22 protein-coding genes are annotated in these 25,138 nt (G+C 55.3%); 9 read left to right on the top strand and 13 right to left on the bottom strand.

Going from position 1 to position 25,138, the window contains the following annotated elements; all coding sequences use genetic code 11:
• Positions 1–1,653 (bottom strand): right-handed parallel beta-helix repeat-containing protein (locus AABZ39_08415; protein MEK6794784.1); only part of this gene is annotated, 1,653 nt, incomplete at its 3' end.
• 24 nt (positions 1,654–1,677) lie between these two features.
• Positions 1,678–3,645 (bottom strand): LamG-like jellyroll fold domain-containing protein, encoded by a 1,968-nt coding sequence (locus AABZ39_08410; GenBank protein MEK6794783.1) that lies wholly within the window; start codon positions 3,643–3,645, stop codon positions 1,678–1,680.
• Between the two features lie 234 nt (positions 3,646–3,879).
• On the opposite strand from AABZ39_08410, the gene AABZ39_08405 reads away from it, so the two are divergent.
• Positions 3,880–4,965, top strand: a complete 1,086-nt coding sequence (locus AABZ39_08405) for a hypothetical protein (GenBank protein ID MEK6794782.1) — start codon at positions 3,880–3,882, stop codon at positions 4,963–4,965.
• 46 nt (positions 4,966–5,011) lie between these two features.
• Here the strand turns inward: AABZ39_08405 and AABZ39_08400 are convergent, their stop codons facing one another.
• The 6 genes from AABZ39_08400 to AABZ39_08375 all read right to left on the bottom strand — a co-directional run bounded on the left by AABZ39_08400 (position 5,012) and on the right by AABZ39_08375 (position 11,523).
• On the bottom strand, positions 5,012–6,568 hold the full coding sequence (locus AABZ39_08400; GenBank protein MEK6794781.1) for a glycogen/starch synthase: 1,557 nt from the start codon (positions 6,566–6,568) through the stop codon (positions 5,012–5,014).
• 18 nt (positions 6,569–6,586) lie between these two features.
• Positions 6,587–7,774: a glycosyltransferase family 2 protein gene (locus tag AABZ39_08395; GenBank protein ID MEK6794780.1), complete on the bottom strand. Its 1,188-nt coding sequence runs from the start codon at positions 7,772–7,774 to the stop codon at positions 6,587–6,589.
• Positions 7,775–7,870: 96 nt separating this feature from the next.
• The gene (locus tag AABZ39_08390; GenBank protein ID MEK6794779.1) at positions 7,871–8,998 is read right to left on the bottom strand and encodes an LptF/LptG family permease; all 1,128 of its coding nucleotides are present in this window, start codon (positions 8,996–8,998) and stop codon (positions 7,871–7,873) included.
• A gap of 2 nt (positions 8,999–9,000) precedes the next feature.
• Positions 9,001–9,582, bottom strand: a complete 582-nt coding sequence (locus AABZ39_08385; protein MEK6794778.1) for a hypothetical protein — start codon at positions 9,580–9,582, stop codon at positions 9,001–9,003.
• Positions 9,582–10,583 carry a signal peptide peptidase SppA gene (gene sppA / locus AABZ39_08380; protein MEK6794777.1) on the bottom strand — a complete coding sequence of 334 codons (1,002 nt, stop codon included), beginning with the start codon at positions 10,581–10,583 and terminating at the stop codon, positions 9,582–9,584. Before sppA ends, AABZ39_08385 begins: the two co-directional genes overlap by 1 nt.
• 100 nt (positions 10,584–10,683) lie before the next feature.
• Positions 10,684–11,523 carry an AraC family transcriptional regulator gene (locus AABZ39_08375; protein ID MEK6794776.1) on the bottom strand — a complete coding sequence of 280 codons (840 nt, stop codon included), beginning with the start codon at positions 11,521–11,523 and terminating at the stop codon, positions 10,684–10,686.
• 119 nt (positions 11,524–11,642) lie between these two features.
• Between AABZ39_08375 and AABZ39_08370 the strand changes: the two genes are divergently transcribed.
• The 8 genes from AABZ39_08370 (at position 11,643) to nth (ending at position 20,596) form a co-directional block, all read left to right on the top strand.
• On the top strand, positions 11,643–12,722 hold the full coding sequence (locus tag AABZ39_08370; protein MEK6794775.1) for a uroporphyrinogen decarboxylase family protein: 1,080 nt from the start codon (positions 11,643–11,645) through the stop codon (positions 12,720–12,722).
• Between the two features lie 323 nt (positions 12,723–13,045).
• A complete protein-coding gene (locus AABZ39_08365) occupies positions 13,046–15,016 on the top strand; it encodes a UvrD-helicase domain-containing protein (GenBank protein MEK6794774.1) in 1,971 nt (656 codons plus the stop codon).
• A 183-nt stretch (positions 15,017–15,199) separates the two neighbouring features.
• Entirely contained in the window at positions 15,200–15,778 is a 579-nt protein-coding gene (locus tag AABZ39_08360) for a flagellar basal body-associated FliL family protein (GenBank protein ID MEK6794773.1), read from the top strand.
• Positions 15,779–15,801: 23 nt separating this feature from the next.
• A complete protein-coding gene (fliM, locus tag AABZ39_08355; GenBank protein ID MEK6794772.1) occupies positions 15,802–16,833 on the top strand; it encodes a flagellar motor switch protein FliM in 1,032 nt (343 codons plus the stop codon).
• A gap of 1 nt (position 16,834) precedes the next feature.
• Complete coding sequence (fliN, locus tag AABZ39_08350) at positions 16,835–17,908, top strand: flagellar motor switch protein FliN (protein ID MEK6794771.1); 1,074 nt, start codon at positions 16,835–16,837, stop codon at positions 17,906–17,908.
• A 76-nt stretch (positions 17,909–17,984) separates the two neighbouring features.
• Entirely contained in the window at positions 17,985–18,653 is a 669-nt protein-coding gene (locus AABZ39_08345; GenBank protein MEK6794770.1) for a hypothetical protein, read from the top strand.
• 24 nt (positions 18,654–18,677) lie between these two features.
• A complete protein-coding gene (locus AABZ39_08340) occupies positions 18,678–19,937 on the top strand; it encodes an alpha-L-fucosidase (GenBank protein MEK6794769.1) in 1,260 nt (419 codons plus the stop codon).
• Positions 19,934–20,596: an endonuclease III gene (gene nth, locus AABZ39_08335; protein MEK6794768.1), complete on the top strand. Its 663-nt coding sequence runs from the start codon at positions 19,934–19,936 to the stop codon at positions 20,594–20,596. Before AABZ39_08340 ends, nth begins: the two co-directional genes overlap by 4 nt.
• Here the strand turns inward: nth and ccsA are convergent.
• The 5 genes from ccsA to AABZ39_08310 form a co-directional block, all read right to left on the bottom strand.
• A complete protein-coding gene (gene ccsA, locus AABZ39_08330) occupies positions 20,584–21,348 on the bottom strand; it encodes a cytochrome c biogenesis protein CcsA (protein MEK6794767.1) in 765 nt (254 codons plus the stop codon). The two genes, nth and ccsA, sit on opposite strands and share 13 nt — an antisense overlap.
• Positions 21,345–22,289 carry a cytochrome c biogenesis protein ResB gene (locus AABZ39_08325; protein MEK6794766.1) on the bottom strand — a complete coding sequence of 315 codons (945 nt, stop codon included), beginning with the start codon at positions 22,287–22,289 and terminating at the stop codon, positions 21,345–21,347. Before AABZ39_08325 ends, ccsA begins: the two co-directional genes overlap by 4 nt.
• Before the next feature lie 3 nt (positions 22,290–22,292).
• Complete coding sequence (gene nrfA / locus AABZ39_08320) at positions 22,293–23,768, bottom strand: ammonia-forming cytochrome c nitrite reductase (GenBank protein MEK6794765.1); 1,476 nt, start codon at positions 23,766–23,768, stop codon at positions 22,293–22,295.
• A gap of 2 nt (positions 23,769–23,770) precedes the next feature.
• Complete coding sequence (gene nrfH / locus AABZ39_08315) at positions 23,771–24,361, bottom strand: cytochrome c nitrite reductase small subunit (protein MEK6794764.1); 591 nt, start codon at positions 24,359–24,361, stop codon at positions 23,771–23,773.
• Between the two features lie 104 nt (positions 24,362–24,465).
• A partial coding sequence (locus tag AABZ39_08310; GenBank protein MEK6794763.1) for a hypothetical protein occupies positions 24,466–25,138 on the bottom strand: 673 nt, incomplete at its 5' end.

The following is a 25,138-nucleotide window of genomic DNA, read 5'->3' as shown; positions in this document are numbered from 1 at the left end:
GCTGATATAGATTATATTACGCTCGAACATCCCGCCGACACCTTTATTGATATGAAAGACGCCGGTGGGAGGGAGAACAAATACATTATTACAGATACGATTGCTCCGCGGATCGTTCTGCGGGTGGCTCGCGCCGGCGGTACGCGCAACGATATTGTTCGATACCGTGATATGTGAACTGTAGTTGTCGAGATATATCCCGGTGCCGTAGGTCTTCTGCCCGAAAACATCATGGATCATGTTGTTGCGGATCACGGTCCCCGGCTGATGGCTTTGCGTGTAGATCGCACCGCCGTCACCCATCTGCTCCTGTATATCGTGCAGATAATTGCGTTCAATGATGTTATGATGCGCCCCGCCGGGGTTCCTGTCCCATCCCCAGCCGACAGAGATACCGGAATACGGCGTGTTGTGGATATGATTGCTCGCGATGCGGTTGTATGCTGCATATCCTACCCACACGCCTACCGCGCTCGGGTAAATGACGCCGATATGATGGACGTGACAGTTGATGAACGTATTGCTCATCGTCTCAGAACCGCGCTGGGGATTCCCCGCTTCCCCGAACAGCACCGCTCCTGCACCGATATCAGTGAACGTGCAGGCATTGATGGTAATGCCACGACATGCGGTCTGGAATCCGAGCGCATATCGCCCCTGTGCAGTGAACGAACATCGGGAGAACGATATCGATTCGGCATACGTGCCCTCGATACCGGCACCGATAACGAGATCGGCCTGATGACCGTCATACCCCTCTGCAGGGAATGACCATGTCGTGTGCATGAACGATATCCCTTCGAAAGAGATGTTCGCTACCGGCTGCGACGGGTCTCCTTGGAATTTGATCAGATGCGCAAGACGCGGGGCTATCACTTCCGCAGCGGCGAGGTCGTCACCGGGGAAGGGAATGACGGTTATCTCGCCGGCAGCAGGATCATAATACCATTCACCGGGGGCGTCCAGGAACGATGCTGCGTTCTCCATATAGTACGGTTTATGAGCGCCCCAGTGGGAAACCTCTTTCAACGCAGGCGGAACACGGAACTGCAGAATACGTTTTGCCGTGTCTATTCCGGTCACTGAAAACCGCGAGATGTCCCAAAGACGAATGAATACTATCTCGGCGCCTTCTGCCCCCTGCACAGGAACAGTATCCGCGGCATATTCGAACGATCCTGCGCCGCCGCTCGTTCGCGCACCGCTTGCGGACAGGTGCCAGAACATGATGTCATCCGCGTTCGGGCTGCGCGCGCGGACATATCTCCTGCCATTGACGAACAGCTGATTGATCGAAGCCGATCGATCACATGCTATGATCATCCGTCCGTTCTCAGTGCGGCGTGTCCCGCGAATGACGGTGCCGCCGCTTATGACAGGCATGGTGCCTCGCTTTGCGGTGAATACGAGAGGGGCGTTGCCGGTGATCGGCCTGAACACAAGCGTCCCTGAAAGGAAATATGTCCCGCCGTCGAGGACGATCGCGACACGTTCTCCCACGGAGCGGAACGTTGCTGCACGGTCGATCGCGCGTTGTATCGTTGCGACGGGCGCATGTACGCCGTCGGCGCTGTCATTGCCGTTCGGGGAAACGGTGATCGTTGCGGGAGAAAGAGATAGCGCGGCCAGCAGAGCGACGATGTACGGACGCATAACGGCTCCTTGCATCTGTTATTCCTACTTCGAAGCGAGCGCGGATATCTCGTCGGCGGAAAGTGCGCGCGAGTATATGCGTACTTCATCGAGGATGCCGGAAAGCCGTTCGCCGATCTTCAGCGGAGCGTCGGACGCAAGACCGGTCTGACCAGGCGCAGTACCCTTGAGCGTGCCATTCACATAGAACGATGTCTTTTCTGCGTTCACGGCCACCGCAAGATGATACCAGGTGTTCTTCACCGGGCTGAGCCCTGCATATGCCCATGTACCGCTACCCCGGTAAATGAAGCCGAGTGAACCGCCTTCCACGCCGAAGCAATAGCCGTTCTTATTTCCATCCTGACGGGCAGCGATGTCGGCACGCTGTTTTGTCACGGCAGGCAGATCATTGAACTGCACCCACGCAGTAATGGTGAGTTCCCCCGATATCGCGCCTGCCTTCCCGCATTCGAACGGCGTTTTTGAGAACACGAGGGCGCTGCCGGACCTCCCTGGTTTGAACTGCAGCCCTGCGACGGAGGCACTGTTGCCGCCGCCGGATTGGTCCTTAACGGAATCTCCCGCGCCTTCGTCGAAGCTGTAATAGAGCGCAAGCCCTTCGGCCGCCTGTACCGTTGTCTCCTTCGCGGGCGTTGTCGGGGCGATGTCCCCCGCGTGTTCCGAAAATGACGTGTATTCGAATGATTCATCAGGCTTGCCGCCGCTGACGATGAGATATGCGAACTTCATTCCCGACGGGGCTGTTCCCAGGACCGTTCGCTCGGGATGCATGATAGTACGCTCATTGGTATACTTGCCGCCATCCTCACGTTCGTACGAGGCCCAACGGAGCGTAACGGAAGCGCCCGGCTTTTTCCATGCAATTTCCATGAGATACGGCTTGCCGGACACTATCGGCAATGCCTCGCTGCGCCAGACACCCCGGCGCACATACCACATATCAGGAGCATCCATTGATGCCCAGTGCAGCGACAGCGCGGGATTCCTCAGGAGATTTCCCTTGACGCGTGACGGGGCAAGCGAAATATCGCAGACAGGTCCTGCTCCGGGGATAGTTATTGTGCCTGTAAAGACCTCGTTCCCTGGACGAGATGCATGGATCGTATAGGTGCCGGGAGGGATGTTCCTGAATTCAAATGTGCCGTCGGGGGCGCAGAGCGTCGAATAGTCGGTACCCGCGAGCATTACCTTAGCACACATCCTGGCAAGCATTCCGCTCACGGAGATACCGCGTACTGTCCCTCGCAATCCGGCACCCTTTGGTCCCATTGACGCGAGTGCTCCCAGTGTCGCGTAGAGATCCGCTGCATTCCTGGCGGATTCGTTCGCGCACGCAAGCACGAGCGGCTCCGCGGCAGCGCGATCGCCGGCCGCTGCAAGAGGTTTTATCTTTAATGCACGCTCGATCGAGTACTGGTGAAGGCGTTCCTGTACCTGCCAGAAATTCTTCAACGCCGTTTCATCATCAGCACCGAGCATGGTCGGAACGTACCCCTGTATGCCTACATCCTTCGGCTCCACCCATTGTTCCATTGGGCCATGCAGCGCGCTCGATTCATCTATTGCATGAGGAGGAGCCCCCGTATCTTCGGTGAAATGCGTAAGCGACCCTGTCCATCGCGCCGCATTCACAGGCGTTTCGGTCCTCAGCGCCTGCAGCGCCCGGCGGAAATAGATGTCGAACATCTCGAACGTATACGCACCGTATTTTCCTTCGGAAATCCTGAATGCATGGGACGTCCCCAGATGCGTGGGGCGACGCGTGGTGAACAGATAATCATCGACATAGTATTCACCGGCATACTGCATCCAGATATCCGGCATCCAGCAATGTCTGGTAAGCGCAGCAGCCTCGGCTCCCAGCATGCGAACAAGCGGCGCATCAACCCCAATGACATCGAGCGCAGCTTTCGTTATTTCGGAATGCGGACCCCAGCCATGCAGGGAAAAGCCGGCCGCGATGATCAATACGAGGAAACGTGAATTCATAGGTTGCTCCATTGCGTTTGGCATACGTCTTTCGTGAAGAATATCCTTTCCAGTATACTGTACGACAGAAGGGATGTAAATGCAATATTTGGGCGGCATTTGCATTTTTTGGTGATCGGAACGCACGTGCGCTGCTCCCGTGCTCTTGACGGTATCCGAGAGCGGGACTATACTGTCACTATGACAGATACGGTCGGGCATACTGTGAACCATTCGTTCTCATTCGGAGGGACTATGCGCTTGCTGGCAGTTGTATCTGCATTCTTCCTTGCCGTCTTTTTTACCGCGGCCGCCGATACATTCGGATCGGACAAAGCAACATGGAAACCCATGGGCGATACGTCCATCGTGATAACCGGTATGCATCCGACGATAGCGTTCGACAGCGATAATGATCTCATGCTCGCTTTCAGCGACAGCGGCCGTGAAGGGCGCGCGACGGTGCTCTCTTATAAAAAAGGGAAATGGCTTATCATCGGGGACCGCGCTTTCACTGAGGGCGGCGTCACTGAGCCTGTGCTGCGGGCGAACGCTGCCGGCATCCCGTATCTTGCGTTCATAGATCATGCGAACGGACAGAAGACGAGCGTGTACGCATTCGGTGCGACGGCGTGGAAACCCGTCGGCGTCAAGGGTTTCTCCAAGGGGGCGGCAGGCAATATCACCGTGGCCTTCGATAGAAGGAGCACGCCGCATGTCGCTTTTCACGACACCGATAATGAATACCGTGTGACCGTAATGCGCTATGATACCGCTTGGCGTACGGTCGGCGACCCGCCATCCAAGGGGAATGCCTATACACCATCGCTGGCATTCACGAAAGACAATATACCGCTGATAGCGTTCCGTGATGATACCGAATCATCGGGCATCACTGTCATGCAGTACGTGAACACGTGGATGCCGTTGGGCAGATCGAATTGCAGCGGTGCCATGGCGCAGTTCACTTCCATCGCCGCCGCGGGAGATACGATAATCGCCGGGTTCCAGGATTGGACCGGCATGTCGGGAAAGCTCAGCATCATGCAGTGGAAGGACGGCTGGACGTTTTCCGCGAAAGGAATATCCGAAATGTTCGCCGAGGATGTTATTGTCCGCATCGGCCCGAAGGGTATTCCGTGTGCTGTTTTCCGCGAGGCGAAACAGGGCGGAAAAGATATGCGCATAACCATGGCGTGGTTCGACGGCACGTGGCGTGTCATGCCCGTTGCCGTTGCATCCGCCTCATACGTGTATTTCGATATTGATCGGAACGGCGTACCCCATGTCGTATACTGCGACCTTGAGACCATGCGGATAACGACGCTCGCCTATCGCTGAGACACGCCGCGTACGTTCGATCGGAGCAGAGGACATGCCCCTCCCGTCACGGTATCAATCGCAGATACGCCTCTTCATATTCGCGTGCACTTTTTTCGGCTGAAAAATCTTCGGTCATGGCTGCGGCAACGAGCTTTTTCATGTGATGCGGCCGGTCGTAATACGTGCTTATCGCCCAGCCGATCGTAGAGAAGAGCGCATCGGGTGTCGCGTCCCAGAACTTGAACCCGGTACCATCGCCCGTCGCCTCGTCATAATTTTTCACCGTATCGTCAAGGCCGCCGGTAGCCCGCACGATGGGGATAGTGCCGTAGCGCATGGAATATATCTGATTGAGCCCGCACGGCTCATAGAGCGACGGCATGAGGAAGAAATCGCTGCCCGCTTCGATGATATGCGCGAGCTCATTGCTGAAACCGATATACGATCCGACACGCCCCGGAAAATGTTTCGGCAGATCGCCGAAGAATCGCTCGAGCCCGCCGTCCCCTGATCCGAGCACCACGAACTGCACGTGCATCGTTCGCAGGATATCGGCTATTTTCTCCGCGACGAGGTGGAAACCCTTCTGGTGAACGAATCGCCCGATGATGCCGATGACGGGTATCGATGCATCCTCCGCAAGAAGGAATCGCTTCTGCATATCGAGCTTGCATGCGGTCTTGCCGGCGAGATCGTTCCTGGAGAATTTCTTAACGGTGAAGCGGTCATGTTCCGGCGACCATACCGAATAATCGACGCCGTTGACGATGCCGAAGAACCTGTTTCCCTTGCCCGAGAGCGCCGGTGCAAGACCGAACGCCCCGTACGGCCGGGATATCTCATGCGCATAGGTGCGGCTCACGGTATTGACCATATCCGCGAAGTGAATGCCGCCCTTAAGGAGATTCACCCTTCCATGGTCCTCGAATTTATCCGCGGTGAAATTCCACCAGTTGAACCCGAGATAATCGTAATGCGGTGCAACGGGATACACGCCCTGATATGCCGCATTGTGAACCGTCAATATCGATCGTGTACCGCGCAGGAACGGGTTTTCCCCATGCCATATCTTCAGATACGCGCATACCGCGGCCGTCTGCCAATCATGCGCGTGCACGATGTCAGGGCGGAACGAAACGTCGTGACAGAGCTGCAGCGACGCCGCGCAGAGAAAACCGTATCGATGCGGATTATCGTGATAATCGTTCATATGCGCATCGTGGTATATGCCGAAGCGTTCGAAATATGCGTTATGCTCGACGAGATATATGGTGACGCCGGGGGCGTGCTCGAAGGAGTACACCGAACACCACTCCTGGTTCGTCCCCATCCATACGCCCATGGGCACTACCGCCGGTCTCATCGCATGGCCATGCAGATCGATGTCGCGATATTTCGGTATTACGATACGGACATCGTGGCCGCTCTTCGCAAGATGGCCGGGCAAGGAACCGACGATATCGGCAAGGCCGCCGGACTTGATGTACGGCGCCATCTCGGAGGCGACGAACAGTATGTTGAGGCGCTTTTTCACCGTTGATGACGCATGTGCGGCTTGTGCAACGACCGCCTGTGCGGTATGGGGAACCGATTTTTTCTTCCGCGCCTTCCGTTCAGCCATGGGGTGCCGTGCAGCGCTTCAGTCTTTTCGTTCGATGCGCTTCACGCTTCCGAAGAACGAGAGATAGTATGTTATCCCGCTCCAGTGCACGACATTGGTGAACAATGTCCGGAACAAAGCGAACGCCGTCAGGAGAAAATACGCCGGTGAGAACACGAACCATGTCAGCCTTGAATGATTATCCTTTATCCGCCATCGTATGAGCGTCGATGCGGCCATGATGGTGAGTATCGTAGAGCCGAGCATGGCCGTCACCGGGATGGTGACCATCGTCGGGTGCTGTACGGTATATACGACGGCCGCCGGGAAGAGAATGAATTGCGCCGAGAGATAACCGAGAAGCACCAGCGCGAACACCCAGAGCGGGCGGAGATAGTTCTTAACCATAAGACCCTGACGGGTTATCCAATCAAGCGTCGGTCCGAGCCGCGGGAACGGATCACGGCCATGCCCCTCACAGGTGGGCACCATGACCACTTTCGCGCGGTTCAGCATGAGCGTCGACTGCATGCCCATATCGTCGGATACATTGCCGAGCCATATCTTCATCATATTAAGCCGCTCGTAATCGACGCGGCGTATCGCCATGCACCCGCCCCATACGGCCGACACCGGCATGAAGTACATGAGGGAATGCTGCAGCGCCACCATGTAGGAGTGCACACGCTCGCCGAACGATCGTGTGTGAAGCGAAAGCCACATGCAGCCCGTGGTGAGCATGACCTTTTTGTCGGAGAGCGGCAGTACGAGGTCTTTTATCCATCGTGCGCTCACCTCGATGTCGCTGTCCATGAAAACGAATAGCTCCTCTTTCTTGCCGGCCGCCTTGACACCTTTGACGAGATTGAAATTCTTCTGCCCGCATGAAACGGCACGGCCTGTCTTTATCAATCGGGCGTTCTTGTGCCCTCGTATCGCCTTGCGCAGCACCGCATAGGCTGCATCATGCTCGTCCTCGACAAGGAAAAAGAGCCGTATCGGATTGTACTTTATCGCAAGCACCGACTTTATATTGCCGGCGAAATCCTTCGGCGCCCCCTTGCACGGCAGGAAAAGCGCGACCGACGGTATATACTTCCTGTCATAGCGCGGCTCACGGAATGTCTTATAGATCCACGGATACTGCAATGCGAAAAAAACCAGCGTGGCCAGCGTGATAAAAATAGCCGTGTTCACCGCGAAGTACAGAATAAATGGCATGCTCATGGTGTACCCTATAGGGAGAGATGGCAGGATTATAGCGTATTTTCTATAAAATGTGAAGTTGCCGGGAACATCGATCCGTTCAGCCGCCGGGCAGCGCTACTTTCCTTCGGCAATGAACAATCGCTGATAGAAGAACACCGCTGCTGCGCCGAGGGCGATATTGGGGAGCCATACGGTGAACCATGCGGGCAATTGCGTCGTACGCCCGAGCATTTCCCCGCCGATGAGGAAGGCATAATACACGAAGACCACCACTACCGAGATGCCGAAGCCCACGCCCTTGCCGCTTCTCCGCGATATCGTGCCGAGCGGTCCTCCGAGCAGGGCGAGTATAAGACAGGCAAAGGGTATGGCATATCGATTGTTGAGATGTATCATGTGCTCCTTCATCTCATCACGCGGCGCGTTGCTTTTCTTCCCGGTGATGATGCGTTTCATGATCTCCCATGAAGGCACTTCCAGATCGCCCCTTCCGTGAAACCCAATGGTATCATTGATGCTTCTATTGATATTGACGACGATATGCGTGAACGGCGTATAGGTCGAACGCATGGGATCATCGCGGTCGGTCTCCTGGATAAGGCCGTTCCTGAGCATGAGGCTTATGATGCGTGAATTCGCCTGATTATTGCTCCAGGTGCCGCTCGCTGCGGTTATCAGCACGGAATTCGCCGATGACTCATTGTCGAATATGGTGACGTTCGAGAGCGATCTGCCGGACATGCCGGTGGCCGATATGGCCCGCGTACCGCCCGGCGGCTTGACAAAGCGATATTTCTCAACGGCGACCGACGGCTGTGAATTGAGCGTATATATCCAGAGCGCACGGTATCGATAATTGGATTCGGGCATGATGACATCGTTGAAGAGCGTCATTATCACAAAGAACGATATGCCGAATATCGCGATGGGACGGTATATGCCGGTAAGCGATATGCCGAGCGCCTTCATTGCCACCACTTCGCTATCCCCGGAAATACGCCCGTACGCCATAATGCTCCCCATAAGCACGCCCATGGGGAGCGTTATGGCGAGATAGCACGGCATGAGATACATGAGCAGTTCCATCCCCTGCACGAACGCAACACCGCGCTCAAGGATGAGCCGTATCGTGACCGGCAGGGGCCCGATGATGAGTATGACGAACGTGAAAAAGAATGCGCCGACGATGAAGGGGCCGAGCGCTTCCCTGAATATATAGCGTGTGATGATGTACCCGCGCATGATCAGTGAACGACCACCATGCTGCCGCCGAGGACAACGGCGAGCACGAGGACCGCGCCCATTATCAGCGCGTCCATGACCGCGGGGAGTATGGCGGCGGCTGCGGCGGCGAACGGCGAACGGAACGTGAAATGCTGTTCAACGACACGTATGATGCAGACGAACATGGCGATAGAGACAGCGGCATACACAATGAGATAGATCGCCGGCTGACGCGCGAGCAGCAGGAGAAAAGCTGCGGGAAGAAGATAGATGAGGAGCGCATTGATCGAGAGCGATGCAGTAAAGAACGTTCGAAGGCTCCTGCCGCGCCGGTATTTCAGCCCGATGATCGACACCAGTGATATCAGCGCCGTGCGTATCGCTGCCGATATTAGAAGGAGCAGAATGGAAGCAATGAGCGCGATGACAGCCGCGATCGGATGCATCGGCAGCCGCATTATCACTGCAAGTGAAACGGCGAGCGATGATGCACCTATCGCGAAAAGGCCGAGGCCTATGGGCACATCGTGCTCGCCGAGCAATGCCGCCGTACGACGCGGCGATACGATGATGCTGTAGAGATATTCGGCGAATGCGTTCATTATCGCTGACCTGCGGAATAGAGATAGAGCGGTACTCCGGAATATTTTGACGGGAGCACGCTCTCTATCCCTGTCTTCACATCGATCTTTTTATCCGCGACAGCGCCCATGGCGCGCTTCAGCTGCTCCATGAAATTACCATCATTACGGTGTTCAATGATGACCGGTTCGGATGGATCGAGCCCGGCAAGCTTGCACGCCTCGGCGATGGCGTCATGCTCGGTGCCGATCATATCGGCGATGCCGTTGCGCACCGCCTGTGCGCCGCTGAATATCCTGCCGTCGAGAAGCGCTGATGGATCACCCCGCAACTTTGAACCGCGGGAAAGCATCACTACGTTCCTGAAATCCGCATATACCGTACGTATCATCTCATTGAAATACTCGGTCTCATCTTCACGCGCTTTTCGATACGGCGAACCCATGTCCTTATTGCGCCCGCTCGTGTACCCCTGATATTTCACGCCGAAGCGTTCCATGAGCCCGCTGAAATTGAGCGTGTACATGATGACGCCCACGCTCCCGGTGATGCACCCCGATGTCGTCACTATCCTGTCCGCAGGCATCGAAATATAGTATGCCCCGGAAGCAGCGACTTCCTTGAAGTACGCGACGAATTTCATCTTACGGTCTTTCTTGAGTTCCATCATCTTGCGGTATATCTCTTCGCATGCCGACGGCGTTCCGCCGGGGCAATTCACGGAGAGCACGATGGCCCGTACACGCGGGTCATCACCGTAGGAATCGAGCGCACCGATTATGGATTCGGCGGACGAGGCGAGCGTTTCTCCAAAGAATGAATTGCCGCGCTCAAGCGACAGTATGTCGTTCACATCGATGATGGCGACACCCGGCTTCGTGAACGCCATCGGTTGTGTCGAGGCGCTCTCCTTCGGAGAAGAACGCGGCGATAATGCGATAGTGACCACACCGGCAGCAAGTCCAAGTCCGATGACCGAAAGCGCGATGATGCCGCGTACAGCGAATGCATTTGGTCTCATTTCGATATTCTCCTAGCGATGGATGGTATAGTACTGCAATGGTTGACAAAATGCAAATCGATGGGCGCAACAGCTGCGATCACACGTGCGAGTACCGGACTTATATCCCGTTGCGTTCGCGATAGACGCGCGGCGGCACGCCCTTCAGCTGCTTGAACATCCTCGAAAAGTGATATTGATCGGGAATGCCGGATGCCTCTCCGACCGAAGCGACGGGCATCGTTGTCGTGGCAAGGAGCTCCGCTGCACGCGCTATCCTCGCCCTGAGCACATACTGCATCGGTGATATGCCGTAATGCCGTTTGAACAGCCGTGTCAGCGTCGATCTGCTCATCGAACATGCTCTACGCATGGAATCGATATCGTGTCCTTCGGCAGGCATCGAATCGACAGTAGCGGCAAGTTCACGTATCGGCTGCGGAATTTCCCGCTTATTTTTGTCGCTGTCAACACAATTCACTATCTCATCCATGACCACGGCTGCGAGTGAACGCGCAAGCGCGGGGATCATCCCGCCCCGCTGCCAACGCGATACGATGTATTCCGCCGAATGAAGCATCGCTGCCGACGGACGCCCCTCTACGATGCCGGGGAATTCACCCCTGTCGCGGCGCGATGCATCCTGAAAGAGCGCGTGACGTCTGCTGTGCGCTATCTCGTACACCGGCTTTCGGGATGTATGGTCGGGTATGATATGTATGCCGCCGAGCAGAAGCGGGCGCTTCCCTGACGGATGATAACGTATCATCCTGTCCCACGGCAGAAAGAAGAACACCTGCGGCGATATCGCATATCGTTCGCCGTTCACCGTGATATACCCGCTTCCGGCATTGCACCAGAGGAGCATCCGCGAACGTACCGGGCCATGCGGGCCGATGTGTTCGGTGACAACGGCATGATTGGCATGCAGAATTATCGCCCGGGGCCATACGACCGCCATTGTGTCTCTCCTCATGGCAGTATATACGGCTGACACAAAAAGACAAATCATGCGTTTTGTATCCATTCACTTCCCTGCCAATGACCATTATTTTGTATGCAGTACGACAGGAGGCTGCCATGAACGCGAAGGAACGTGTACGGCGGACATTGCGCCATGAAGGAACGGATAGGATACCGATGGGATTCTCCGCGAATCCAGGCATCTATCGGAAGCTCCTCGAGCATTTCGCCATTGGTGACGGGGCATCGGCGCATGAGGCGCTCCTTACCGCGCTCAATATCGATATCCGGTCCGTGCATGTTCCGTATGTAGGGAAGAGGCTTCATGCCGAGAATGCGGACAAGACGATATCGGTATCTCCGGACTGGGGCATACGCACACGCTGGGTCGATCACGGGAACGGCGGTTATCAGGACTTCTGCGAATTCCCGCTTTCCGAGCTCACTGCCGACATCGCGAGAACATATCCCCTGCCGTCCCCCGACGATTATGATTATTCACGTGTCGGGGAGCATTGCAGAAAACACGCTGCGTTCTCTGTCTTCGCGGGAGGTGCGGGGCTCGTCGATATTCTCAACGGCATCGGCCGTTTGACCGGCATGGAGAAAGTATTCCTCGATATGGCGCTCGGCTCCGACGCGCTCAGAATGCTCATCGAACGTTATGTCGATGTTCAGTTCTCACGGACGGAACGCACGCTCGCGGCCTCCGCCGGCGGCATCGATATTCTCTGGATAGGCGAGGACCTCGGCACACAGCAGGGACCGATGATAAGTAAGGATATGTATCGGGAATGGATACGCCCGCATCAGAAGCGCTTCATTGACCTCGCGGCGCGTTACGGCATTCCCGTTATGGTGCATACCTGCGGATCATCGAGTTGGGCGTATGAGGATTTCATCGACATGGGCGTTCGCGCTGTGGACACCCTGCAGCCGGAAGCCAAACAGATGGCCCCGGCATATCTGAAACGGAATTTCGGCGGGCGATTGGCATTCCACGGCTGTATTTCCACCGCGGGACCGCTGTCATTCGGTTCCGTAGACGCATGTATCGAAGACTGTAAAAACACTATCGATATCATGAAACCGGGCGGCGGATACTGTTTTGCCCCGACGCATATGATACAGGATAATACGCCGGTCGCGAATGTGCTTGCGATGTACGAAACAGGTCTCCATTACGGACGCTGCTGATAGTTATCAGACACTTGTCCGGCACCGGTTATTTGAGCGGATATGTTTTTCGCTCCCAAATCCTCATGTAAGAAAAATGCAACCACGGAGAAGCACGGAGAAAAGACAGGAGAACACAGAGAAACTGCGGGAATTGGTTTTCACCCAACGGGTGATTCTTTATTTTTTTCTCTCTGTGTCCTCTCGGTCTTCTCTCGGTGGTTTCTCTTTATCCTTATGTGATGTTTTGGGTCGCTGCCGCTCATTGCTTTTTACCCCGCAGCACGATATAGTACGCCGCATCAAGTTAACATAAGCGAGTCGACGTGCAGCCAAGAGAATCATTGAATGCACCCCAGCGTGAAGCGGTCGAGCATAAGGACGGAGCGCTCCTCATCCTCGCCGGTGCGGGGAGCGGGAAAACACGTGTTATCACCTACCGCATTGCTCGATTGATAGAGCGCGGAGTACCGCCCTCGGCGATACTCGCCGTAACGTTCACGAACAAAGCAGCGGCCGAGATGCGCGAACGCGTGAAACTTACCGTAGGCTCAAAACCGAAGAACCTTGTCGCAAGCACGTTCCATTCCTTCTGTCTGCGCGTGCTCAAACATGATATCGACAAACTCGGATACAAGAAGAATTTCACCATTTATGATACATCCGATCAGCGCGCCCTCGTTCGTAATGCCATGAAGGAAGCCAAGGTTTCGATAAATCATTTCGACGAAGGGCTGTTCCTCTACCGCATCGATCAATGGAAGAACAGGTTCATCCACCCCGGCAAGGTGATGCCGGAGAACGATTTCGAGATCTCGGCGGCTACGGTATATCGCCTGTATCAGAAATATCTGAAAGGCTACAATGCCGTCGACTTCAATGACCTCATCAATCTCGTCATTGAGCTGTATGAATCGCATCCCGAAGTGCTTGAACGATACCGCGAGCGTTTCCGCTATATCATGATAGACGAATATCAGGATACCAACCCCTCACAGTACCGGCTCGTGAAACTGCTCGCGGATAAGTACAAAAACCTCGCCGTTGTCGGCGACGACGATCAATCGATATACGGATTCCGGGGATCGGACGTATCCATCATACTTTCCTTCGAGCGGGATTATCCCAATGCGAAGATAATCCGCCTGGAAGAGAATTATCGCTCCACCTCGGCCATACTCACGGTGGCCAATGCGCTCATACGGAAGAACGAGAACCGCCGCGCGAAGACGCTCTTCACGAACGCCGGCGAGGGGACGAAACCGCGATTGTTCGCCGCTGAGAATGATCGGGCCGAAGCCACCGCGGTCGGCGATGATATTTTGACCAAAGCCACGATGAACGGCATTCCTTATAAGGATTTTGCAATACTGTTCCGTATGAATTCGCAGTCCCGCCCCTTCGAGGAGGAATTGCGCATCCGTAAGATATCCTATACCGTGGTCGGCGCTTTCGAGTTCTACGACCGCAAAGAGGTGAAGGACGTTCTCGCCTACTGCAAGCTTTTCGTCAACCCGGAGGATGAAGTCTCGCTCCTGCGTATCATCAATTTCCCGCGTCGCGGCATCGGCGATGGAACGGTCGCAAAACTCACGCAGGAAGCTATCACGAAGAACCTGCCGCTCTATGAGGTGCTCCTTACCGCGATCAACCTCCCCGATATACCGGAGAAGGCACAGCGCGGCATCATCGAGCTTGTACGGTTGATACAGAAATACAATGAGCTGGCAAAAGAAGGCAAAGACGTCGCCGGCATTGTGAATGCCTTTCTCGAAGAGACCGCATATCACAGCGAAGTGCTCAATGAGAGCGATACCAAGGATAAAGCGCAGAAAAAGCTCGAGAACATCGAGGAACTCGTCAACGGCATGGCGCAGTATCAGAAAAGCGTGCGCGAACCGTCGCTGAAGGGATATCTGGATGCCATACTGCTGATGAATGACCAGGAGGAGGAAGAAAGCGAGGGTGTCACCCTGCTCAGCATCCATTCCTCAAAAGGTCTGGAATTCCCGTATGTATACCTTGTCGGCGTCGAAGAAGGGATTTTACCCCATTACAAAAGTGTTACACCTGGTGAGATCGAAGAGGAGCGCCGGCTATGCTATGTGGCAATAACACGGGCCCGGAAGGGATTAACGCTTTCGTATGCTATGAACCGAACCAGACAGGGGAAAACGATCGATACGGCACCATCGAAATTCCTGACCGATATACCCTCCGATAACCTCGATTCATCCATTGATGCACCGACGGCCGGCGGGGATGACGGGTTTTCCTTCTACCAGCGGATGAAAGAACAAGTGCTCAAGCAATAGCGAGCGCGCACGGAACAGGCAGCGGACGCTAAAAATACCTTGAGGCCGCTTTCAAATATGCCGATAATTGCACCGTGGGGTCGGTACGCATCCGGCCTCCGGTAGTTAACATAAGACCGGCCGGTTATTGACATTTACATGCGTTGTGATATTTTGTAACCGCGGCCATTAAAGAGGTGCTCCATGGGCGACGATGAAAAGAAGAAACCCGATGATGAAGAACTGATTGGGGACGAGAAGGAAGAGGAAGAAGGCGAAGCTGCTGCGAAAGCCCCGAAAAAAGGCTTCGCATTAAGCCCGCTTATCGTCCGTATCCTCACCATAAGCATCGGCGTTGTTGTCGTCATCATCGTGGCGGTAGTGACATCGATCATCGTCACAAGCCTGCAGTCAGGGTCGGGGTCCGTCAAGGCCGGCATCGACGATGAAATGGTCAAGGAAGACCCCCCGAAATACTACGAAATGGGCGATTTCAATCTCAACACCTCGGACAAGGACGTTCCACATTTCGTGAAGTTGAAGATCACGTTCGCGTATGATCGGAAATACGAAGAGAACAAGAAATTCGTCCCGGAACTCGGCGAATGGAAGAGCGCGCTCAGGGATATCATCGGCACGAAGTTCTCGGAAAAGAGCTACAATGATCTGCAGGACCAGGAAATACGCAAGGAACTGCGCGAAGAGATAAAGAACGAGATCAATAAAAAGGTCAGGCACGGCGAAGTAAGCGACGTACTATTCGACGATTTCCTCCTCAACTGACGGGGAAATAAGGACGGACGAGAGTGACCGAAGTACTATCACAGACCGAGATAGACGCGCTCTTAAACGCGATATCTGCGGGTGAAAGCGTCGAGTCGGTCGATGCGAAGAGCGTCGAGGTCGAGAAGCGCAAGGTCAAGATGTATGACTTCAAGCGCCCCGACAAATTCTCGAAAGACCAGCTCCGTACGCTCCAGATGATGCATGAGAACTTTGCCCGCGTTACGACGACATCGCTCTCCGCACAGCTCCGCGCGCTCGTGGGAGTGCACGTGGCGTCCGTCGATCAGCTCACGTACGAAGAATTCATACGCTCGGTGTCGAACCCGTCGACGCTCGCCATCATCAACATGGACCCGCTCAAGGGATCGGCCATACTCGAGATAGACCCCTCGATAACCTTTACCATCATCGACCGGCTGTTCGGCGGCCCCGGCGAGGCACCGAAGAACATAAGCCGCGAACTCACCGACATCGAGCTCTCCGTCATCGAGGGCATCATCGTCCGCATACTCGGCAATCTCCGTGAATCGTGGGCACAGGTGATCGACCTCCGACCGCGACTGGGCTCGATAGAGACGAACCCGCAGTTCGCACAGATGGTGCACCCCAACGACATGGTGGTGCTCATCACCCTTGAGACAAAGGTGTCCGACGTCGAGGGTATGATGAACTTCTGCATACCCTACATCACCATCGAACCCATCATCGGCAAGCTTTCGGCGCAGTACTGGTATGCATCGATACGCCGCGGGAATACGGCGGAGAACCTCAATACGCTCAAGGACAAGCTCCTTGATATCACCGTCCCCGCCACGGCCGAGCTCGGCGGCGTCGATGTATCCACGGAAGAAATACTAAACTTAAAAAAAGGCGACACGATAAAGTTAACGAATACGAAGATCACCGACAACCTCGTTCTGAAGGTCGGGGACCGTCGTAAGTTCTACTGCCGCCCGGGTGCCGTCGGAACGCACACCGCAGTGCAGATAACGGGTTACCTCGAAGGCGAGAACAAGATAACCCTCGAAGAGATCTTCAAGGAGGATGAATAGTATGAGCGATGGATCACTGTCACAAGATGAAATAGAGGCGCTGTTAAAGGGCGCTGATGACGCATTCTCTTCCAGCGGCGGCCCGGTCATCGGTTCTGCCGGGGGCAACGGCGGTGCGCTTACCGAAAGCCAGAAAGCGACGTTTTTCGATATAACAAAGGTCATTGCTGAGCACCAGGCGTTCAGCATATCATCCATCTCGACGAAAAACACATCGATCGGCGATCTTGCCATAAAAGTCATGCCCCTTGCCGACCTGAAAAAAGCGCTGAAAGGCCAGGTGCTCGAGGCAAAAGTGACCTATTCAGGCCCGGTGAACGGGGCCGTGTACTATTATCTGCCGAGCAAAGAAGCCGGCGCCATCGCCGCAATAATGATGGGCCATGATGAAAGCGAATTGAACGACATGGCACTGCAGGCTCTCTCCGAGGCGTTCTCGCAGATGGTGGGCGCATCGGATACTGCCGTCAGCAATAAATACGGCGGGTCGCTCTCTGCCATGCCGGTAGAGCTCAAGATAAAAGCCAACTCCGGGTCGATATCACCGACCTCCGGCGAATTGGCCGTCGTGACCGGCAAACTCAACATCGAAGGTGTTGCCGCGGATACACCGTACGTCATGGCGTTCGAGATAGGCCTCGCAAAAAGCTTTGTTACCATGGTCGCCGGCGGAAGCAAGGACGTTTCGACACAGCGTTCCGACGCTGACGCAGCATCCGATCTTGACAGCCTCCTCGGCGGGGGCAATGCCGGAGCGGTGAACGTGAAGCCTGTGGAATTCGGTAATCTCTCACCCGCAGCGAACATTCAGCCGTCGGGCAACATCGGCCTCCTTATGGATGTGACGATGAACCTTACGGTGGAGCTCGGACGCGCCACCATGAGCATCCGCGATATCCTGCAATTGGGCGAAGGTTCCATCATCGAGCTGCAGAAGCTCGCCGGTGAACCGGTCGATCTTCTTGTCAATGGGAAGCTCATCGCCAGGGGCGAGGTCGTGGTCATCGATGAGAACTTCGGTGTCCGCGTAACGGATATCATCAATCCGATGGAACGTGTCGCCGGCGCAAAATGATCGGATGTGCCTTGCCGGCACTTGACCTTGCCGTAACGCATGCTACAATCGTACTATCACCATATCGGAGGATAGTATGATGCGTACTGTCATCGCACTGATACTTGCGACCGCGATCATGTTCGCTCAGGACTTCTCGTTGAGCGATGATTTCGTGAAATATCCGGACGGTTTCCCGGCGGAGTGGATAGCTGCGAACAACTGGAAGATCGTCGGCGGGAAATTCATCAATGATTCGCCGAGCGACCGCGTCATGGTATTCGCCAAGGGCGTGCCGTCAGGCGTGGAACTGAAGGCCGAGGCAGTGCTTGTGCCGAAGGCCGCGCTCTCCGATAGTTGGAAATCATGCGGCATCGTCATCTATGAGAATCCCACGAATTTCTGGCAGTTCGCGCTCATCGGGCCCTCAAAGGAATTTGCATCGAAACTCAGCAATTTCTTCGAGCTCAAGCAGATGTACGGGATGTGGGGATATACGAACAATATATCACCGGTGACGACCGATGAGGTAAGCGGGTTCTCAACGCCATGGAATTACGGCTCGACCTATGTGCTGCGTATCGAGATGAACGAAAAAGGCGTCATCGGCACCGCAAAGTCCGAGGACGGGAAAACGATATGCAGACTGACCTATACGTTCAGGAACAGGAACGGAGCGGTGAGCGGGAAGCCGGGCATATCCGCCGGCGGCGTGAAGACCGAATTCTCATTGTTCCGTACGAAGATAACCAAGCGCGTGCCATAACGATACTTCCGACAGGAGATAGTAATGCGCTTCGGCGACGGACGCGAGTTCTTCGAGAACCGCTTCGGCATGTTCATACATTGGGGGCTGTACTCCATCAACGGCTGGCATGAGCAGGACCAATGGCGCCGTGCCATCCCGAAAGCACAATACGTGAAACTCGCCGCACGCTTCAACCCGGTGAAGTATGATCCCGTTTCGTGGATGAAACTCGTGCGGGATGCGGGAATGTCCTACATCTGTTTTACGACAAAACATCATGACGGCTTCTGCCTGTGGAACACGAAGCAGACGGAATACAACGTGATGAACACGCCGTATAATCGCGATGTACTCGCCATGCTCGCGGACGCCTGTGCGAAGACCGGCGTAAAGCTCGGGCTTTACTATTCATGCCCCGACTGGCATCACCCATACGCACCGCGAGGCGGCGACCACGAATTGCCGACCCCCAACGAAGGCGATACGCCTGATGAAGACCGCTATATCGAATATGTTCGCGCACAGATGCGCGAGCTCGCGACAAATTACGGACAGATATCGAACTTTTTCTGGGATATACCCCCGAAGCGTAATGACCCATCGCTCAATGCCGAATTGCGAAAACTGCAGCCGGGGATCATGATCAATGACCGCGGCTATGATAAAGGAGACTACGATACCCCGGAGCGTCATGTCCCTGCAGGGAAAGCGTTCACACGCCCGACCGAAGCATGTCAATCCGTCGGCCGCGAAAGCTGGGGTTATCGCGCGGACGAAGACTACTATTCATCCGACTTTGTCACTGCAAGCATAGACAAGATACTTGCCATGGGGGGTAATTATCTCCTCAATGTCGGCCCGAAAGGCGACGGCACGATACCCGCCGAAAGCGCGCGCATACTCCGCGCGATCGGGAAGTGGTATAAAAAGACATCGGAAGCATTCGTCGGCGCAGAATGCGCATCACAGTTCACCGATACGGATGACTTTCTGCTCACCATGAAGGACAATGCTATATACGTGCATTTCCACCGGCCGCCGGCGAGCTCGGGTTTCGTTCTCTACCCCATCGATATCGCACCGAAGCGCGCCACCGTACTTAACACCGGCGCCCGATTGAACGCTCGCGTTGAGACCGTTCCTTCGCGGTGGCAGTCGCGTCCGCTCCTCCATGTCAGCGGCATACAATTCGACTCCATGCCGCGTGAAGCGATCATCATCAAACTCGAATTCGACCGAATGGACATCCAGACGCTTGAGGCGATGGCGAAGAAACCGGCGAAAAAAGAATATATCGGATGATAACGAACGCAACGATCGAGAAGATAATGCCGCTTCTCATCAATGAAGTTAAGAAATTCCCCAACCCTATCGTCACCGAGATACGCATGGCGGGCGGAACGCCGTATCACATACTCATATCGACGATGCTTTCGCTCCGTACAAAGGACACGACGACACGCGACGCGTCAGTGAGGCTCTTCGCCAAGGCGGGAACGCCGGAAGGAATGCTGAGACTTACGCCGGAGACAATAGAGAAACTGATATACCCCGTCGGCTTTTATCACACGAAAGCGAAGAGCATCTTGACGACATCTAAGGACATCATCGAGCGCTTCGGCGGGAAAGTGCCGGACACCATCGATGCATTGCTTACGCTGAAAGGCGTCGGGAGAAAAACAGCGAACCTTGTCGTGACGGAAGCGTTTAACAAGGACGGCATATGCGTCGATACGCATGTACACCGTATATCGAATCGTCTCGGCTATGTGCGGACGAAGGAGCCCAATGAGACGGAGATGGCGCTCAGGGAAAAGCTGCCGAAAAAATACTGGCGCATCTACAACGATGTCCTTGTCACCTACGGACAGCATGTATGCCGCCCCATCGGACCGCGATGCACGCTCTGCCCCGTAACGCGCTGGTGCGAGTATTTCAGGAAGAGCGGTCAGCGCGTATAGATATGCATGCTCCCTCTGGCCGCCGGGAGAATGTTCACGCCGAACCAGCAGATGAGCACAAAGAGAATTGCGAACACCAGATAGAACGCCGCCTCTCGGGTGCGTGTCGGATGGTTCATCCGCACGTGCAAATAAACGATATAGACAAGCCACGAAATGAGCGCCCACGACTCCTTGGGATCGAACGTCCAGTAATGACCCCACGCTATCTTCGCCCAGACCGCTCCCAGTATCATGCCGACGGTGAGCATAGCCGTTGCGATGATAACCACCCTGTCTATCGCCGTAAGATCGTCCAGCGCAGCACCGTTCCTGATATACACGGCCGCCGCTATCGCCGCCCCGGCGAGCAGCGCGTATGCAAAGATATAGATAAGCACATGGGGGATGAAGAACGGGCTTTGCAGCGCGGGCATAAGCGCGGCATCGAAATTCGACGGCTTGAAGGCATTGATGCCGAGGAACACGAGTGATACGGCGGTCCCGTATACGAGCACCCATTTGTTCTTCAGCATCACGAAGAGCAGCATGCCGATAAGCGGAAGGAACAATGAATACCAAAGCCGCGTCTCACCGATCGATCGCATCGGCGGACGACCGATCACTATCCACAGATACGCGATATATGACCCGAGCAGCACGAGCCCAAGAGCTATCATTCCCACGCCGACCTTCTGCCGCTGCACAAGGAGCAGAACGACACCTGCTGCCCACAGGGATGCTATCGTAATAACGCAGAGCGTGTATATCACGGTTTACCCCTTGCCAGTGTGAATGACCGCATATAGATGACGACCATGCAGACCGCACCGATGAGAAGCATTATCATCCCCGCGTAGACGACGCCTATCCATGGATCGCGAACCGCATGTATGATACTGATATCCGATAATGCGCCTTTGGCGGCATCATATCCCGACTGATATAGCGTAACCCCATGGATAGTGAACGGTGCATTGACTGCGATCGCCGCTCTCGTGCGCTTTTTATCCGAGGTAACGATGCTGACGACGGACCTGAACTGCCGTGGGGCAGCCCCGACATTCGTCGAATGATAGTCTATCGTGAACGATTCGAGCTTTATCGCAAGCGGGAGCTCCGTATCATTGCCGAACTGGTCCCTTCCGTACCAGACATAGTCTTTCGTATGGACGGTCATCGACACCTGCTGCATTCCGCTGCCCGCACACATGCCGAGGATGACGAGAAAAAGCCCTCCATGCGATGCTAGAAACACCGCATTGCGTACCGTGAACGCACGGCAGCGGCTGGCGATGGCGTAACCGAGCGACACAAGCAGATACAACGCCATGGTAAAGAAAACGATACTGTACTTCATCCTGAACACCCACAACACGCCGCCTGCGGAAAGAAGATGCTCCGATGGCTGGGGTATGAGACCCATGATAATGACGCATGCAGTAAAAAATGATATCGCTATGATGGCATTATGCTTTCCCGAAAGATAGCGCAGTGCCGCGGTATCCTTGAAAAGCACGAACGGTACGATGACGAGCAGAAGAACGACAATGACGAAAACGCCCGATGCCGCTCCGCCGAGAATGAACAGGCGATGGGGGAACATATCGAGAACGGCAGCGCCGACAAAGAATGCGGCGGCGAACAGCACGCCCTGCCGATAGGACCATGGTATTGCCCAGAATGATCGACGAGGGACACGCTCTCCGTTCATGCGTTACTTCCTTGCGTCCGAGAGCCATTGCGGCACAATACTGTCAAGGAATCTCCTTTTCTCCTGCAGGCGCTGTTCACGCCCGACACCGATATGATTCTGCGCACTGTCCTTTGTCGCGACATCGGGAAGCGGTATCTCCTTAGTGAATCCGTGCGATGCGAGTACGCGGGCGAGCAGCACACGGGCCTCCTGTGCCTTCGCTATCCCGGAACTTATGACGCGCGCGGATTCAACCGTCGAATGGAACGATGCCCCATGACTTGCGGCCGCAAAGTCCCATCGCCATTGCGCATGGCGTATGAGCGTAAGCACGTCCTTCATCTCCGCGGCGGCCGCCCCGAGGCTCCAGGCATGCGCTGCCTCGACGTGGGCACGCACCAGGATATTCTCGAGCTTTTTGCGTTCGCTCATGACCGAATCCTGCCGTGCATATACCGTTGCGCGGAGCTCTTCCTCGCTTTCGCGATGGCACACCTGGCATGATGCGGCAATATTGTTGAGCGGCGACTGGATGTGATGATCGGTGAATTTCTGCGCGCCCTCGCTCCGATACGGCATGTGGCAGTCAGCACAGCTCACGCCGCGGCGGGCATGCAATCCGCTCAGATATATCTCATAATCAGGATGCTGGCATTTCAGCATCGGGGTTTTGCTGAGCGTATGCGTCCAATCGCTGAACGCGATGCCGTCGTAATACGCCTCCATGGCCTCGGCGGTAAAGCCCTTGTCCCAGGGGAATGTAAGATACTTCCCCTCGCCCTTGAAATAATATTCCACATGGCATTGCGCGCAGACAAGCGAGCGCATCTCCTGATGGCTCGCTTTCGTAATATCACGGCCGATGCGGGAGAACGCCTCTATGAGCGACGGTCGCGTTATCTTAAGCTGCATGGTCTCATTGTCATGACAGTCGGCGCATCCGATAGGGTTCACGACTTCGCGGCCTCGTGAGGCCCAGCTCCCTTTGTAGAACGCTGCGGCAGAGCCGAGCTCATGCATGAGCCGCGGCACGTCGGTGCTTTTACACGTCCAGCAAGTGGCCGGCATGGAGCCGCCATTCGATCGCATGGGTGCGCCGGTGCGGAGCGTTTCGCGAATATCGGTTATCGCATGCATATGCCCTCTGCCCTGACGGTAATCGAACGAGAACGGATAGCCCGCCCAAAGCACGATCAACGCGGGATATTCTGCGAGCGTATCACGCACGGCGCTGCCGTTGTATCTCGATCGGAAATCCGATCCCGCCGTCCTCAGATACGATTCGTATTCCTTTGGAAAATTCTTTCCCCACTCGGCGCTTCGCGGCTCAAAGGGCTTTATTTTCACCGCAGGCGCGTATGCATAGAGCGCTTCGGCGCGGCGTTCCATTATGGTGAACACCAGCACACCGATGAGAACGACGGCGAGAACGATGCCCCCGTAGAGCAGCCACCCTGCCCGGGGATGTTTTTCGAGCATAGCCTTCAGGTCGAACATGTTCACTCCTTATCCTTTGCGGTCATATCGAGAAGCCATGCGGGCACGGGCCGCCCGGGAAGCGGCAATTGCGCATACGGCGCCGACGCAAGACTGTTCACCCGTCCGTGCGGAACATCGCGATGGCAGTCGGTGCAGTAACGCCCTTTGTTCACCCGCGTATTCGCGGCGAACATCACCCGGAGATTGACATGGGTATGGCAGCGCAGGCAGTTCTTCTGCACGACACCGCGCCCCTCATGCTTGATATGTATCACCTGCGGCTCAAGTCGCAGCGTGAACAGCGCCGCATGCCGCGATCCGTCCTTCGCCTTGAAGAAATAATGATTTGCGATGTTATTATGCGGCACATGACAGTCATTGCAGTGCGCACGTTCCCGATGCGAGGAATGTGCCCAGGTCGCGTACTGCGGCCCCATGATATGGCAATTGACGCAGGCGGAAGGCGAATCGGATGCATACGACCATATCGAAGAAAGATAGAACCCTGCCGCGCCCAATCCGGTGAAAACGCCCGCGAATATGATAAGGGGCAGCCGAAAATGCAGCGGCGGTGTGATCGCTTCGATTATCCGTGCGGCCGAAAAAGCCAATGATGCATCCTTACCGATCGTTGCCAAAAGCCGGGACAGTATACCATCCGTTCTTTCCTTGTCAAACAAGCGTAAGCGATGCGTCTTCCTCTATCGCCGTCAGGTCATTTTATTTCTGCGCTGAAGGACACTACGCCCTGCATCTCCTTCACCGTTGCGAACATCGTAAGCCCCGTCTTCGCATCATTCACTTCCCAATCCACATAGCTTGCGGTGGCCGCCGTTGTCACGTTCACTTCCTTCACCGGCGCTATCCCTATGCCCTTCTTTATCTGCGATACCAGTTCAGCGTACACCGGCGGTTTCACGAATTCGATATCGATACGCGCAAGCGAATCGTTATTGAATATAAGCGACACGTTCGCCGCAGTATCCTTGATGAACACGAGCTCCGTCACGCTGATGGACTTCACGCGCGCATTATCGGCGACGAATTTCGATATGCCGCCGTACGTCGCGCTGCCGTCGCGGATGTTCTGATGCGCCCAGCGGTAATCGGCGTTCCAGTCGATGCCGGGGATGATGCTCCAGAAGGGTACGTTCGCACGCTTCGATGCGCTCGCACTATCGATCACCGCCGCACGTTTCACATCGACGACCTTTTCGGGCACAGCAGCGCCCCATTCGGATATCCGCATGGTGGACATGAACGTCGATTGCCCGGCGCTTTTATCGATATAGTTCTTACCGCGAATGTCCGCTGTTTCGGCGCGGCGAAGCGCATAATCATAGCCGTTCATTGTTCCGGTAAACGTCTTCGGGAATGAAAGTACGTAC

The organism is Spirochaetota bacterium (assembly GCA_038043445.1).
GTDB lineage: Bacteria > Spirochaetota > Brachyspiria > Brachyspirales > JACRPF01 > JBBTBY01.
Note: the sequence above shows the minus strand (reverse complement) of the source record. Positions and strands in the feature narration are given on the sequence as shown.